This is a genomic window from Desulfosarcina sp. BuS5, assembly GCF_028752835.1.
Lineage (GTDB): Bacteria > Desulfobacterota > Desulfobacteria > Desulfobacterales > BuS5 > BuS5.
The window spans coordinates 962,369-976,366 of sequence record NZ_CP087952.1; the positions used below are offsets into that span (position 1 = coordinate 962,369).

A 13,998-nucleotide genomic window follows, 5' to 3' on the forward strand; every position below is an offset into this window, starting at 1 on the left:
ATAACAAGGAGTTAAGACAAAAATGGACATATTCAATATCCCAAAAAAGAATTTTAATCCCCAATCTCATGCTCGATTTCTCAAACCTTTGCAAAAGATTTTTCCTGACACGCCACAGCTTAAATCCCGAGGTCACAGGCCATTGAAAATGACTTTTGAAGATCAGCTTCACGCACTGATATTTTTCCATCTACAAGAACATGAATCAGCTCGTGATCTTATTCAACACCTTAAAGAAGACGATTTTGCCAAAGAATGTGTCGCTCCAGATGGAGGGATCAGTCGTAGCAGTTTTTCCGAAATTATCAATTCTCGAGGGCTTGAACAGCTTGAATATGTTTTTCAAGCTCTTTGCAGCCAGGCACAAAATGCTTTACCATCAAATTATTCAGATCTCGGTGAACTCGTTTCCATTGATGGATCTTTAATTGATGCAGTTCTGTCCATGTACTGGGCTGATTACAGAAAAGGCGCTAAAAAAGCAAAAGGCCATTTCGGCTTTGATGTCAATCGCAAGATTCCTATAAAAATTCATCTGACAAATGGAAATGGCGCTGAACGCCCCTTTGTCAGGTCTATCCTTACAAAAGGCCAAACAGGAATCATGGATCGGGGGTATCAATCACATAAGGATTTTGATCTTCTTCAGGATGAAAAAAAACATTTTGTTTGCCGCATCAAAGCGAAAACAACAAGAACTATTATCAAAGAGCAGCCTGTTGATCCCGACAGCTATATTTTTTATGATGCTGTGGTTCTTCTTGGCACTCCTGGGGTAAACCAGACCAGAAAGCCGGTTCGACTGGTTGGTTATAAAATTGCCGGTGTCAAATATTTTGTGGCAACTGATCGTTATGATCTTACAGCCGAGCAGGTTGCAACCGTTTATAAGCTTAGATGGGATATCGAAACTTTTTTCAAATGGTGGAAGAAACATTTAAAAGTGTACCACTTGATTGCTCACAGTAGATATGGCCTGATGGTTCAAATCCTTGCGGGGTTAATAACCTACCTGCTTATGGCCATATACTGCCATGAACAGTTTAATGAACCTGTATCAATAAAGAGGATTCGTCAGCTTAGAAATACCATCCAGAACGAATTACGTACTGACGAAAAAAACGTATGGTCTAATAATCTGATTATCAAAGAGCAAATGCTATATGCAAAAACTTAACCGGACACTACTGATTTTCAGAGACACTTTTTAATCACCTGCATTGTTTTGTAGGGACTACCGGCGTCGATGGTTAAGCCGAAGAAGTCACAAGGGCGAAGTAATGTTCGAGGACTTGCGCACAACATACCCACTGCCATTACCCAGAATAGTCCATAATATTTGATGCCGTAAGGGCTGCAAAGTTATACGCCAAACGGGGTGTCGCCTGTTTGGTTGATAATCCGGTAAAAAGGATTTGAACCGAGGAACCGTATGAGGGAAATCTTCACGTACGGGTCTGTAGGGGGGGCGTCGGGTAACCGATGCTCCTACCTGGAACCCGACCGCCAACCGCGGCGCTTTTTTTTAAACGCTCTCTTCCGCATAAATGTTGTCGTTTGCGGAAGGTCTTGCCCCGCATGTTGGCGGCCGGTGAGTTCATCGTTGGGCATCATCCACACCTACTTGCTCTATATTCCTTCTTGCAGAAAAAATATAAAAAAAGCTTTACCTAACAGGTTAAATGAATTATCATCTTGATAATGCATATAATTTTTAAAACGAAACGATTAGAAAAAGAACTTAATTTTTCTAAAAAATTAATTAAAAAATATGGCTCGAAAACTACTCGTTTCATTATGAGACGTATGAAAGTTCTTGCGGCGGCAAATTCTTTAGCAGATGTTCCTCATCAGCCCCCAGAAAGATGCCATCAATTATCAGGGGGTCGTGATGAACAGTTTGCTGTAGTAATTAGAGATCAATGGAGGCTAATTTTTGTCCCAAACCATGAAACAATCCCCCGAAAAAGGGACGGCGGGATAGAATTATCCCAAATAACAGCAATCGAAATAATATGGATTGGAGACTATCATGAATAATATAGAAACAAATGCTTACCAGCCAGATTATACTATACATCCTGGTGAAATTTTAGAAGAAACCTTGGAGGCAAGAGGCATAAAAAAAACTGCTTTAGCAGAGAGATGTGGCATTACATTAAAAACAGTCAGCCAAATTATTAATGGTAAGGCTTCAATTTCCCCGTCAATAGCGATCAGGCTTGAAAGAGCTATTGGTGTTTCAGCTTCTTTATGGAGCAATCTTAACACTGACTACGAACTATTTGTTGCAAGGGAGAAGGATCACGCTTCCCTATATAAACAAAAACAATGGGTGAAAAAATTTCCCCTTCAGCAGCTATCAAATTTAGGTATTCTTCCTCGCAAAAAAAATCTAACAGAAAATCTTTCAAACCTGTTATCTTTTTTTGGAGTAAGCACTATCTCTGCATGGAATAATTTCTACTTAGCTCCAAATGTCGCTTATCGTCGTTCTGTAGCTTATAAAAGCCAACCAGAATCTATCGCTACATGGCTCAGAATTGGTGAACTAATGTCTGAATCTGTCGAATGTGCTCCATTTAATAAAAAAAAGTTCAAAGTAGCTCTTTCGGAAATTAGAAAAGTAACTAATGAGCCAGTTGAAATATTTCAAAAAATCATGATTGAAAGTTGTCGTAAATCAGGGGTTTCATTAGTTTTTGTGCCAGAACTGTCAAAAACGCATGTAAGCGGCGCTACTAAATGGCTAAATACTAATAAAGCTATGATTATTTTAAGCTTAAGACATAAAATGGATGATCACTTTTGGTTTAATTTTTTCCATGAAGCTGGTCATATCTTACTGCATGGCAAAACTGAAGTTTTTATCGAAGCAAACAATCACATTGAAAAAAGTGAAAAGGAAGTCGAAGCAGATGTTTTTGCCTCTAACATTCTAATCTCAAAATCTAATTATAAAAAGTTAACCTCATTGACTAAATTTTCAAGACAATCAATTTCAGCGTTTGCAAAAGAATTAGACTTGTCTCCAGGCATTATTGTTGGAAGACTTCAACATGACGGTTTAATACCATATAGTTGGCTTAATAAACTTAAAAGAAAATTTGCTTTCAGTGCCCAACAATCGCATACACTCTGACACCCAAAGCCGAGCCATTTTTTCCATTTGTGTAATACATCATAAAAAGTACCATTTATCAACTCCTCATTGGCTTTGGGTGCAGGTGATGCGTACGTTAGCACAAACATACCATCTCATGGAATGGTAAAGGTAGTAAGGAAAGTAAACGTCGGCAGTGGGGGTCTACTTTCTATCAACTGAATGTTGGAGATCAGATCGAAACTAAGAAGATGGTTTTAATCCGGTAAACAGGAGGCTGAGCTGTGGGATAACAGACCCGGATGAATTCAGAAAATATTATCAAGATTTAATAATGCTCGGGGCTCGGGGAAAAAGGCTTGGGGTGTGAGGCTTGAGGTTAGAGGAGTAAGGCAGGTTCGGGTGAAATAAACGGCAACGGCATTTCACCGGGCAGGCAGCAGGCAGCAGGCGGGGGGATGGGAGATAACATGATGGAAAATCGTCGTTTTCAGATTAAAGTTGAGGGATCTGCTGTTCAGGAAGGGCAGATTTCCTTTGCGCTGTTGGGGCAGATATTAAAAGGCATCCAGGATACTGTATACTATCTGGCTCTTGCTGAGTTGCAGCATGATTATCGTCAACGGATTCGGGTTCCTCTGGAAGTTAAAAAAGCCTGCGCTATTTACAGAGTCTTGGAAGAAAAAGGGAGCTACTGTCTAACTGCTGAAATCGCACCGGCACAGCGGATTGGCGAGATTGAGGATATTGGATTGTCGGTGAAGGAAAAATATCTTGAGGTCGTGAACTGTCTGAAGGAATCCAGCTTGGAAGGATTGAAAAACTTGATTCCGGACAGTAATTACCGGCGGAAGGTTTTGCGGACCATCGTTTCCTATTGTCCAAAGAATGGTGCAAAATGGCATGTCGGCATCGGAGCTATAGGGCAAATCATGACAATCTTGCGGCCTGAACTCGCTAGGTCGATCCGAGATATTCTGGTACCTCCGGCCTCCGAGCAAAAGACGATATCCGGTGAACTGGTTCAGATACATCTTGATGAGAATACGTTGGGACTTTTTTATGCCCCTGCTCAAAAAGTGATCCGTTGTACGTACGACCCGGAGTTGGAAGATTTTATCGTATCCAATGTGCGCGAGATCATCCAGGTTCATGGGAAAGTTCAGATGGACAGTAGAGGTATTCCTGAGAAAATAGTCGATGTGCTGGAAATCGAGGAAATTGACGTGAGCCCCCTTGAGGTTTCGGAAATCCATGCCGACGGGCATGTGCTGATGCTTCATGAAGAGCTCAGCGTCCCTGTTGTCTTTGATCCGGAGAGCCAGGAATTTACATTGGATTATCAAGATGTGGGTATTGTTCTCGGAGCTGAAAATCGAGAAGATCTTCTGGCTGAGTTTTGTGCTGATTTCTATTGGGTTTGGCAGGAATATGGCAAAGATGTTGAAGGAAAGATGAGCAAAAGTGCCGAGAAGCTCAGGTCGAAGATACGTGATCTGGTCAAAGAGGAAAAATCATTATGAATCCAAGAAACCGGAAAGACGTGGAGAAGGCACTTGAGCGGAAAGGGTTTACCAAAAACCAGGGGGACCACCGAAAATTTATATATCATCTGTTGACGGGCGAAAAAACCGCTGTCTGGACCAAGACAAGTCATGGTAGCAGTCATAGTGAGATTTCTTCATCCAACCAACGGAAAATGGCCAAGCAATGCAAGCTCCCGAACAAAGACTTCGACCTATTGATGGATTGTCCCCTGAGCCGGGAAGAGTATCAGAAAAAATTGGATGAATGTGGGTGGTTGTAGAAGGAGAAAGAAAGGGAGACACCTTAGTCCTACGGGAGATTATTTCTGTGCCTGCAATTGTGTTAGGTTGATTTTAGAGCTGAAGAGTCTGAAAATCATTGATTTCAGACATATGAGTTTAATAGAGGGCATGAGCGGAAAAAAGCGGCAGCTAATAAATTATCCTGGCGCTGATTTTCATAAACTAAAGATGCAACGCTAAGGGATATTGTCATATGGAAACATTAATTGATGATAGAAAAATTAAGGTTCTCTTCAAGCAGGCGATTATCGAAGTTATTGAAGAGAAAAAGGAAGTTGTCCACTAATGAAGGGCGGATGGTTAATCTGGATGAGTCCGTTTAAAAATTCCTTGAATATGACAAACGCATATTTGTTGAAAAAACAATCTGCCACATAACCATTTTGTTTTAAAGGAGCACACTATGAAAGCAAAAACCGTTAAAATTGGTAACAATCTTGCATTCATGATACCCCAGTCAATCGCGGCAAAATGCAGGTTAGAAGAGAATGATTCATTCGATTTTTCGTTAAGAAAAGATGAGATTGTGATCAGATCAATAAATAAACGGTATAATCTGTCTGATTTGCTGGCTGGAATCACGCAGGAAAACCTGCATGAAGAAGTTGGCAGGGACGAGCCTGTAGGCAAGGAGATTCTCTGATGTACGTACCGGATCGCTGTCATGTCGTATGGCTGCAATTCAATCCTCAAACTGGGCACGAACAGGCTGGTCATCGTCCTGCATTGGTAATCTCTCCCGCAACATATAACGGCAAAACCGGACTTGCATTGTTTTGTCCGATCACGAACCAGATAAAAGGCTACCCTTTTGAGGTCAAGATCAAAGATAATCCAACAATCTCTGGTGTTGTTTTGGCTGATCAGGTCAAAAACCTTGATTGGCGGGTTCGTGGTGTTAAATTTGTGACTATGGTGGATGAAACGCTGCTTGAAGAAGTGCTCTCAAAGTTTGAAGCATTAATACGGATGAATGAGTAAGTTTCAAAATTATTATCAATTTTTTAACTTATTAGGCCCTTCCTGGGCTTTTTTTCAATATTGGGGGTCTGACCCAGTTAAGTTCTACGGGAGTATGGCGGCGCATCGGTTTTGGTGGGAAACCAGGTGGATAAAATTCGAAAAGCATATCGGGAAACATTGACATTGAAACGAAAACCCAACCGTCCGGAATTGTGGGATGGGAAAACAGCAGGGCGGATTGTAGCGGCGTTGAGCGGTTAAGTGATGGCACAAATGTCGAATCAGAAAGGAAAGAAGCATTCTTCCCGGACATTTTATGCAAAATATGGCAAGCAGGCTGGGTGCAGGTGAACGAGCGGGTTATAGGTAGTTTGACTCCGTTAAGTTGTAAAAAAGAACACCTTTTGAAATCTGAAACTCGACTATCAAGTTTTTAAAACTTGACTCTATAAATACAATATTTTCAAAGAGTTAAAAACTTGATGCAAATATTTTGTTTTTACACCTCCAAAAGGTAACTTGTTGAATTTATTGATAGGGGGTTAAAATCGCAGTTTAAAAATATCCAATAAATTCAGTCAACTGAAAAAAACTTGATAGTCGAGTGAAAAGAATCGTTTTTATACCACTGCCATTGAAAATGGCGAGCACCTTACTGCCCTTATCTATTCTTGGGAATTTCAGTTAAAAATACTTATTCCCCATAGTTCTAACCGAGGCTCTCCGACCGTCTGAAAACTGGGCTTTAATGGATGAAAATACAATTTTTTGGAACGACTTCCCCTTTAAGAACGGATACTTGATGCTTTTTGCTAAGGAGTTACTCAGGAAAAGTTAAAAAAATTATCAGTCAAATATCATTCAGATTTGCATGATATGCGGCTATCTATTAACACTCTGCATGATATGCGGAACCTTACAATTACTTGTTAGCCGTTTGTCTGTCATCGCATCTATGATAGAAAAATAGCTTTGAACTTTTGGTAGACTAAAGTACAATCATCGTAGAAAATTTTATTGGATCAAAATTCTGACTATTTTCAGAGCTGTTAGCTCATAATCTGGAAAGTAGAGGGTAAATATGAATAAAAAGAATTTAAGCCTTGATGAGGCGTTGAAAGTTCTTAAAAAAAAGAAATTAGCTTTTGAAAAGAAATTTGGAGTTACTTCCATTGGCGTTTTCGGCTCTCTTGCCAGGAATGATCGAAGACCGAGTAGTGATGTAGATATTGTCGTAAGAATGAGCAAGCCTGATCTCTTTAATATGGTACACATAAAGGAAGAACTTGAGGCAGATTATCATACAAAAGTGGATATTGTTCATTATCGAGAAAAAATGAATACATTTTTGAAAAAACGCATCGACACTGAGGCCGTGTATGTTTGACAGGGAGCTTGCAAAGGAAATACTCAGGCAAATTCTGGCTGCTGCAAATCGTATCGAACGAAGATTCAAAGATGTTCGCAGTCCCGATGATTTTCTCCTATCCGATGCCGGAATAGATAAGTTGGACGCCGTATGCATGATGTTGATTGTTATCGGTGAAAATTTGAAAAATTTGGACAAGGTAACCGGTGGAAAGTTGCTTGCTCAATACCCTGAAGTTGACTGGAAAGGGGCAAAAGGAATGCGTGACATTATTAGCCATCACTATTTTGATTTGAATGCCGAAGTGGTATTTTTCGTATGTAAAGATCGCATTCCAGGTTTGATAGAAACTGTAGTTCAAATCAGTAGTGTCCGGTTAGGTTTTTGCATGTTATATGGGATAAAAAAATTAGAAAAATGTTCATTTTTTACTTGACAAACCAAATAAAAATTTTTTATCGTTTTGTTATAAAATATAATTATAACAAGGAGTTAAGACAAAAATGGACATATTCAATATCCCAAAAAAGAATTTTAATCCCCAATCTCATGCTCGATTTCTCAAACCTTTGCAAAAGATTTTTCCTGACACGCCACAGCTTAAATCCCGAGGTCACAGGCCATTGAAAATGACTTTTGAAGATCAGCTTCACGCACTGATATTTTTCCATCTACAAGAACATGAATCAGCTCGTGATCTTATTCAACACCTTAAAGAAGACGATTTTGCCAAAGAATGTGTCGCTCCAGATGGAGGGATCAGTCGTAGCAGTTTTTCCGAAATTATCAATTCTCGAGGGCTTGAACAGCTTGAATATGTTTTTCAAGCTCTTTGCAGCCAGGCACAAAATGCTTTACCATCAAATTATTCAGATCTCGGTGAACTCGTTTCCATTGATGGATCTTTAATTGATGCAGTTCTGTCCATGTACTGGGCTGATTACAGAAAAGGCGCTAAAAAAGCAAAAGGCCATTTCGGCTTTGATGTCAATCGCAAGATTCCTATAAAAATTCATCTGACAAATGGAAATGGCGCTGAACGCCCCTTTGTCAGGTCTATCCTTACAAAAGGCCAAACAGGAATCATGGATCGGGGGTATCAATCACATAAGGATTTTGATCTTCTTCAGGATGAAAAAAAACATTTTGTTTGCCGCATCAAAGCGAAAACAACAAGAACTATTATCAAAGAGCAGCCTGTTGATCCCGACAGCTATATTTTTTATGATGCTGTGGTTCTTCTTGGCACTCCTGGGGTAAACCAGACCAGAAAGCCGGTTCGACTGGTTGGTTATAAAATTGCCGGTGTCAAATATTTTGTGGCAACTGATCGTTATGATCTTACAGCCGAGCAGGTTGCAACCGTTTATAAGCTTAGATGGGATATCGAAACTTTTTTCAAATGGTGGAAGAAACATTTAAAAGTGTACCACTTGATTGCTCACAGTAGATATGGCCTGATGGTTCAAATCCTTGCGGGGTTAATAACCTACCTGCTTATGGCCATATACTGCCATGAACAGTTTAATGAACCTGTATCAATAAAGAGGATTCGTCAGCTTAGAAATACCATCCAGAACGAATTACGTACTGACGAAAAAAACGTATGGTCTAATAATCTGATTATCAAAGAGCAAATGCTATATGCAAAAACTTAACCGGACACTACTGTCTGAAAATATGAATAAAAAAAAATTTTACTAAAAATTAAAATTGCTATAGACTAAAAGCAATATATTTTGTAGAGCACGGTTAAAACTCTATTCAAAGGATCGCAACCATGCAAAATACAGCAAATACAGCCCTAACACTTTTTTGTCCCAGGAAAAGCTGCAAATGTTATCAATCAACCGAGAACAAAATCACCAAGGATGGAGTTTACATAACAAAATCCGATTTTGAGCCAAGACAAATGTTTTACTGCAATGGTGGCAAACATAGATTCTCAGAAACAGGATATTCCGATCTTTTTGGAAAGCATGGCAGCTTTAAAGAGTATGAGCAAACGGCAAAGCTAAACTCTTACGGCCTTGGCACTGATGCAATTGCCGATGTACTTCAAAAAGATCGAAGGACAATTGAACAATGGCAAAAAGCTATTGGGCAAAAAGGCCAGCAATTTCACCTATTTCTTTGTTTTACTATCGGACTTACCATTGTATTTCTCCAGATGGATGAACTATGGTCTTACCTTAAAAATAAAAGTCAACAATTATGGGTTTTTATCGCTCTTGAATCAACAACAAAATTCTGGATCGGTTTCGAGTTGGGTTCAAGAACAACTTACACTGCAAACCGTTTAGTAAAGGGCGTTAAAAAGTTGGGCAAATGGGGAAAAGATAATATATTAAAGGTCGCTGCAGATAAATTAGCGGCTTACAAAAATACGCTCGAAAACATTATGTCTGAAATTCCTTATGCTTACCTGCAAATTGTTAAGCGCCGAATAAAGCGTCGGCTTGTAACAGTTAAAAAATATTTTGTAAAAGGTACTGTAAAAGATTTCCCCGGAAAAAGCCAAAACACCTCATTTATTAAGAGACTGAACCTTACCCTGAGGCAACATATCTCCTATCTTCAGAGAAAAACTCTGGGGTATTGCAAGAACAAGTTGAATTTTAGTAATGTAATGTGGATCAACTTATTCAACTATAATTACATACTCAAGTTTTCGAAAAATAGTTCCTGTAAAAATTGGCATCTGGCATATTTTTTGCTATGCGGCCTTTTTCATAGGAGCAGCAATATCCCCATTAATAACAACTAACTCTTTGTATTTCTTACGATTGCGGTTCATGTTAGCCCTGCTGAATTCAACCAGTTTGTTAACGAAATCCTCATCGGATTGTACTCGCAAGACAAACGCTTCCAAATTTTCGTTTTGCGCTCGGCGAACTATTGAAGGAATCGTTAATGGTTCCTTTGGCAGTTTTCCAACAGTGCATTGCTTGTAATTCTCCAAATGGAGGAGGAAGTCAATCCAGGACACCAGGTACAACGCTAGTGTTGCGCCTTGTTCACTCCTGATAGTGGCTCCCTCCATATCGGACAACTGCTTTGCATTCTTGAAAAACTCCTCAATAACCCAGCGGTGGCTATAAACAGAAATGATTTTGGTGGCTTCCCAGGTGAGACAATTGGTGAGGAGATACTTGATGGTTTGAGTGGCAGGGTCGTGACTTTCAACTATTCGATGTTTGCCAGGTATGGCATTCAAGCGAACTGTTGAAGCCTTGGTTATGTAAAGTGCTTTTTCCTTTTGACCTGTTTCCGGGTCGGCAGGAAATCCACAACAAACAAAGGTTGTTATTTTTTCAAAATATTTTGCTAATCCAACAAAATCGTATTGATATTTTGCTAATCGTCCCTTTGGAGTTAACTTTGGTTCTTTGCATGATTCTCTTATCTTGAGCAATGTACTGTTTGATAAATGGTGCAGATTCAGTTAATAGCATTATGAATGGACTCTTTCAAAATTATTAATATTTTTCAATGGCCGTGATTATACTCTCAAGCTTAAAATTTAGCTAATCATAAAAACTTGATCATCGAGTGATAGGTTCCCGCTCACGCTCCACCTATCAAGGACGTTGGAGCCGACTGCGATTCTCAGCACTGGCTGAAAAAAAAATGCCTTTTTCAGCCAGTGCCTGCGATTCTCGCGGCTCAACAGCCGCGTTATGTGCTAACTAAGAGATGAGGTGCAAAATGTATGAAAAATTTATTCAATCTGAACCATCAGTAATGATGGGGAAACCAGTAATTACAGGAACACGAATTTCAGTTGAACTCATTTTAGAAAAGTTAGCTGCTGGTGAAACATTTGAGCAGATTATAGATGCTCATCCTCGGTTAACTAAGGATGCTATTCAAGCAGCCCTCGGTTTTGCGGCAAAAGCTTTAAAAGCTGATGTGATTTACCCTATATCGAGAGTTGCGTAATGAATATAATGGCTGATGAATGTGTTGATAGACAGGTTGTTGAAATTCTCAGAGAAGAAGGTCATGATGTGCTTTATATAGCGGAGATAGATCCAAGTATTTCCGATGACATTGTATTTGAAAGGGCAAATCAACAAAATGCTTTATTGTTAACAGCTGACAAAGATTTTGGAGAGTTAGTTTTTCGTCAGAATAAAATTTTAAACGGAGTATTGTTTTTTCGTTTGGCTGGATTATCTCAACTTGCAAAAGCTAAAATTATTTCATCTGTTGTACAAGAACACTCAGATAAGCTTTATCAATCTTTTACGGTGGTTTCTCCTGGAATTGTACGTATTCGTAAAGGAATCAGATAATCACTTACATCTGACCGCACATAACAAAAAAATGGAGCTGACCACAAAAGCCGAGCCGATTTTTCGTTAAATCCAAATATTTCAGCGGCTTTTGTGTCAGCTCATTTTAGTCGATAAGTGGACCGTGAGCTCCGCTGCGCTACGCACACGGTCCACTTATCGCGGCTGTCGAGTTCCTCCAACGTCCTTGATAGGTTCCCGCTCACGCTCCACCTATCAAGGACGTTGGAGCCGACTGCGATTCTCAGCACTGGCTGAAAAAAAATTGCCTTTTTCAGCCAGTGCCTGCGATTCTCGCGGCTCAACAGCCGCGTTGTAAACCTAATCGCAGGCTTAATTTTGAGTTTTATTTTTCACTGTCTGTTTTGCTAACAGCCGTTGCCGGTATTTGCCGGTTATCGCTTTTGCCGGCGTTTCTTGTTGCTTTTTTGAACGTCAGCTTCGGCAAGCATTTTACATTTTTCACTGTTTCAGCACTCGGTGACATCTCGCCTTGCTTTTTGTGGCTTTTTTGGTAAAGTCAGCATCGCATCAACAATCATTGTTGCAAAATGCCGCAAACAGCGGTTTACGCTTTGGCAACCGTTTTTTTATTTTCATTATTCCAGCATCCGGTTGCATCTCGTCTCGTTTTCTGCAACTATTTCTCAAGGCGTTGCTTATTGTTTTAACTGGTTATGTTGCAAGCGCCACCAAACAACGGTGAGTTAGCCAACTTTGTATTATTTGCAAACGTTTAATTACGCTTTCGCAAATCCAGCTGCTTTACAAAAAGCAGGTTGTCGCAACCAGGCAGGGGTTTACAACAAAACACTACTCGTGCCAAGATAAATCCGAATCGTTGGGATAAGACACAAGGTCTTTGAAACTCGATATTGTTACCAAGTGGGTGCTCGGGAAACGGTTTGTTTCCTTCATCTCTGCAGGGCTTGCTCTGGCATTGATGTTAAGATAGTCCCACCTGACTAAAGACTAACCAGCAGGTCAGTAGCGAAGTCCACAGGTAAACCCGGTAACGGGAGTCTGGAGCTGGACGGAGCAAGATTGCAGGCTCTGTATTGAGCCCCGAAAAATGTATGGTTGTGGTCATTGTGATAATCCTGCTTGCAGGAAAAAGCCGACGCTTTGGAGACAGCGGAAGGCAGCAGTCCTGAATATGCTAAGGCAAGTATTCAGGACACCACCGGGGTCTTAGACCAGGGCATGTACTCAAAGGGGTAGCTCGGGAACTTGGGAGACCCGGATGTTTCCTTGGGTAAAAAGAACGGTAACAGGAAATCCAGCGCAAGCGAAATCCCGGCGTTGCATAGGAATGTCCCGCCTTGCAACGAGTCTGCCATTGGCAGAAACACAAACATTAAAAGACGGGCGATACAAGGTATCAGGGGAGGATAGCGAAGAGCGAACGAACCTGAGATAAACATTCGGAAGTCTTAGCAGATCATAGTACCGATGATTAAGAATTGAACTATCTTGATCGGAAAGGTGGGGAAGTGATGCCCAAGCGACCCACTGCAGGGAAGGTGAAGCAGGGTATAACGTTTTTTTTGGCAGGAATTATGGGAGATACACAGAGGTCACAAACCATATCAACAAAAAGCCGAGAAATTGCAAGAACGGTCGCTTGCAATTCCAGACCGATAGAATGGGGACAACCACCGGTATTAACAGGTGGGTCATCCCTTATCAAAATCGAGCTGCTTGCTCAAAATAATCATGAACTGGTATTTACATCAGTAGTCCATCGGATAGACTTTGATTTACTGAAACAATCCTTTCGTAAAATTCGGAAAAGCGAATCTGCAGGAGTGGACAAGGTTACGGCAAAGGAGTATGCCGAAAATCTTGATCAAAACCTCTATAATCTGTATGAACGACTGCGGAGAGGACAGTACGTTGCGTCTCCTGTAAAGCGTATCTGGATAGACAAGGAAGGAGGGGAAAAGCGTCCAATTGGCATACCTGTACTTGAGGATAAAATTGTCCAGAAAGCAGCAGCAGCCATATTGAATGTCATATTTGACACAGTAGTGTCCGGTTAGGTTTTTGCATGTTATATGGGATAAAAAAATTAGAAAAATGTTCATTTTTTACTTGACAAACCAAATAAAAATTTTTTATCGTTTTGTTATAAAATATAATTATAACAAGGAGTTAAGACAAAAATGGACATATTCAATATCCCAAAAAAGAATTTTAATCCCCAATCTCATGCTCGATTTCTCAAACCTTTGCAAAAGATTTTTCCTGACACGCCACAGCTTAAATCCCGAGGTCACAGGCCATTGAAAATGACTTTTGAAGATCAGCTTCACGCACTGATATTTTTCCATCTACAAGAACATGAATCAGCTCGTGATCTTATTCAACACCTTAAAGAAGACGATTTTGCCAAAGAATGTGTCGCTCCAGATTCCAGGTAGGAGCATCGGTTAC

General features: G+C 40.2%; 19 protein-coding genes. 17 read left to right on the forward strand and 2 right to left on the reverse strand.

Going from position 1 to position 13,998, the window contains the following annotated elements; genetic code table 11:
• Nucleotides 1–22: 22 nt before the first annotated feature.
• From BuS5_RS04710 to BuS5_RS04765, 13 genes are all read left to right on the forward strand, one after another.
• Nucleotides 23–1,177, forward strand: a complete 1,155-nt coding sequence (locus BuS5_RS04710) for an IS4 family transposase (protein WP_036019371.1) — start codon at nucleotides 23–25, stop codon at nucleotides 1,175–1,177.
• A gap of 43 nt (nucleotides 1,178–1,220) precedes the next feature.
• Nucleotides 1,221–1,343: a hypothetical protein gene (locus BuS5_RS04715; protein WP_274428048.1), complete on the forward strand. Its 123-nt coding sequence runs from the start codon at nucleotides 1,221–1,223 to the stop codon at nucleotides 1,341–1,343.
• Nucleotides 1,344–1,701: 358 nt separating this feature from the next.
• Nucleotides 1,702–2,040 carry a type II toxin-antitoxin system RelE/ParE family toxin gene (locus BuS5_RS04720; RefSeq protein ID WP_027354943.1) on the forward strand — a complete coding sequence of 113 codons (339 nt, stop codon included), beginning with the start codon at nucleotides 1,702–1,704 and terminating at the stop codon, nucleotides 2,038–2,040.
• The gene (locus tag BuS5_RS04725) at nucleotides 2,033–3,142 is read left to right on the forward strand and encodes a HigA family addiction module antitoxin (protein WP_035266443.1); all 1,110 of its coding nucleotides are present in this window, start codon (nucleotides 2,033–2,035) and stop codon (nucleotides 3,140–3,142) included. The genes BuS5_RS04720 and BuS5_RS04725 overlap by 8 nt, the downstream gene beginning before the upstream one ends.
• A 419-nt stretch (nucleotides 3,143–3,561) precedes the next feature.
• Nucleotides 3,562–4,626 carry a hypothetical protein gene (locus BuS5_RS04730; RefSeq protein WP_027354941.1) on the forward strand — a complete coding sequence of 355 codons (1,065 nt, stop codon included), beginning with the start codon at nucleotides 3,562–3,564 and terminating at the stop codon, nucleotides 4,624–4,626.
• Nucleotides 4,623–4,910 carry a hypothetical protein gene (locus BuS5_RS04735; protein ID WP_035266442.1) on the forward strand — a complete coding sequence of 96 codons (288 nt, stop codon included), beginning with the start codon at nucleotides 4,623–4,625 and terminating at the stop codon, nucleotides 4,908–4,910. The genes BuS5_RS04730 and BuS5_RS04735 overlap by 4 nt, the downstream gene beginning before the upstream one ends.
• A gap of 215 nt (nucleotides 4,911–5,125) precedes the next feature.
• Nucleotides 5,126–5,218, forward strand: coding sequence for a hypothetical protein (locus tag BuS5_RS20360; RefSeq protein WP_443112704.1), 93 nt, complete (start codon nucleotides 5,126–5,128; stop codon nucleotides 5,216–5,218).
• A 117-nt stretch (nucleotides 5,219–5,335) separates the two neighbouring features.
• Nucleotides 5,336–5,575 (forward strand): AbrB/MazE/SpoVT family DNA-binding domain-containing protein, encoded by a 240-nt coding sequence (locus tag BuS5_RS04740; protein ID WP_027354939.1) that lies wholly within the window; start codon nucleotides 5,336–5,338, stop codon nucleotides 5,573–5,575.
• Nucleotides 5,575–5,913: an endoribonuclease MazF gene (mazF, locus tag BuS5_RS04745; RefSeq protein ID WP_027354938.1), complete on the forward strand. Its 339-nt coding sequence runs from the start codon at nucleotides 5,575–5,577 to the stop codon at nucleotides 5,911–5,913. Before BuS5_RS04740 ends, mazF begins: the two co-directional genes overlap by 1 nt.
• A gap of 1,063 nt (nucleotides 5,914–6,976) precedes the next feature.
• A complete protein-coding gene (locus tag BuS5_RS04750; protein WP_027354937.1) occupies nucleotides 6,977–7,282 on the forward strand; it encodes a nucleotidyltransferase family protein in 306 nt (101 codons plus the stop codon).
• Nucleotides 7,275–7,700, forward strand: a complete 426-nt coding sequence (locus tag BuS5_RS04755) for a HepT-like ribonuclease domain-containing protein (RefSeq protein ID WP_051375151.1) — start codon at nucleotides 7,275–7,277, stop codon at nucleotides 7,698–7,700. The genes BuS5_RS04750 and BuS5_RS04755 overlap by 8 nt, the downstream gene beginning before the upstream one ends.
• A 67-nt stretch (nucleotides 7,701–7,767) precedes the next feature.
• Complete coding sequence (locus BuS5_RS04760; RefSeq protein WP_036019371.1) at nucleotides 7,768–8,922, forward strand: IS4 family transposase; 1,155 nt, start codon at nucleotides 7,768–7,770, stop codon at nucleotides 8,920–8,922.
• Between the two features lie 122 nt (nucleotides 8,923–9,044).
• Nucleotides 9,045–10,031, forward strand: a complete 987-nt coding sequence (locus BuS5_RS04765; RefSeq protein WP_274428049.1) for an IS1 family transposase — start codon at nucleotides 9,045–9,047, stop codon at nucleotides 10,029–10,031.
• Here BuS5_RS04765 and BuS5_RS04770 read toward each other — a convergent pair.
• Nucleotides 9,981–10,679, reverse strand: coding sequence for a hypothetical protein (locus BuS5_RS04770; RefSeq protein WP_274428050.1), 699 nt, complete (start codon nucleotides 10,677–10,679; stop codon nucleotides 9,981–9,983). The genes BuS5_RS04765 and BuS5_RS04770 overlap by 51 nt on opposite strands.
• Nucleotides 10,680–10,972: 293 nt before the next feature.
• On the opposite strand from BuS5_RS04770, the gene BuS5_RS04775 reads away from it, so the two are divergent.
• Both BuS5_RS04775 and BuS5_RS04780 read left to right on the forward strand, forming a co-directional pair.
• A complete protein-coding gene (locus tag BuS5_RS04775) occupies nucleotides 10,973–11,206 on the forward strand; it encodes a DUF433 domain-containing protein (protein ID WP_274428051.1) in 234 nt (77 codons plus the stop codon).
• Complete coding sequence (locus tag BuS5_RS04780; protein ID WP_274428052.1) at nucleotides 11,206–11,562, forward strand: DUF5615 family PIN-like protein; 357 nt, start codon at nucleotides 11,206–11,208, stop codon at nucleotides 11,560–11,562. Before BuS5_RS04775 ends, BuS5_RS04780 begins: the two co-directional genes overlap by 1 nt.
• A gap of 346 nt (nucleotides 11,563–11,908) precedes the next feature.
• Here the strand turns inward: BuS5_RS04780 and BuS5_RS04785 are convergent, their stop codons facing one another.
• Nucleotides 11,909–12,049, reverse strand: a complete 141-nt coding sequence (locus tag BuS5_RS04785) for a hypothetical protein (RefSeq protein ID WP_274428053.1) — start codon at nucleotides 12,047–12,049, stop codon at nucleotides 11,909–11,911.
• 1,072 nt (nucleotides 12,050–13,121) lie between these two features.
• Between BuS5_RS04785 and BuS5_RS04790 the strand changes: the two genes are divergently transcribed.
• Together BuS5_RS04790 and BuS5_RS20365 are read left to right on the forward strand one after the other, a co-directional pair.
• A complete protein-coding gene (locus BuS5_RS04790) occupies nucleotides 13,122–13,604 on the forward strand; it encodes a hypothetical protein (protein ID WP_274428054.1) in 483 nt (160 codons plus the stop codon).
• 123 nt (nucleotides 13,605–13,727) lie between these two features.
• Nucleotides 13,728–13,985, forward strand: a complete 258-nt coding sequence (locus tag BuS5_RS20365; RefSeq protein WP_443112705.1) for a hypothetical protein — start codon at nucleotides 13,728–13,730, stop codon at nucleotides 13,983–13,985.
• Nucleotides 13,986–13,998: the final 13 nt, after the last annotated feature.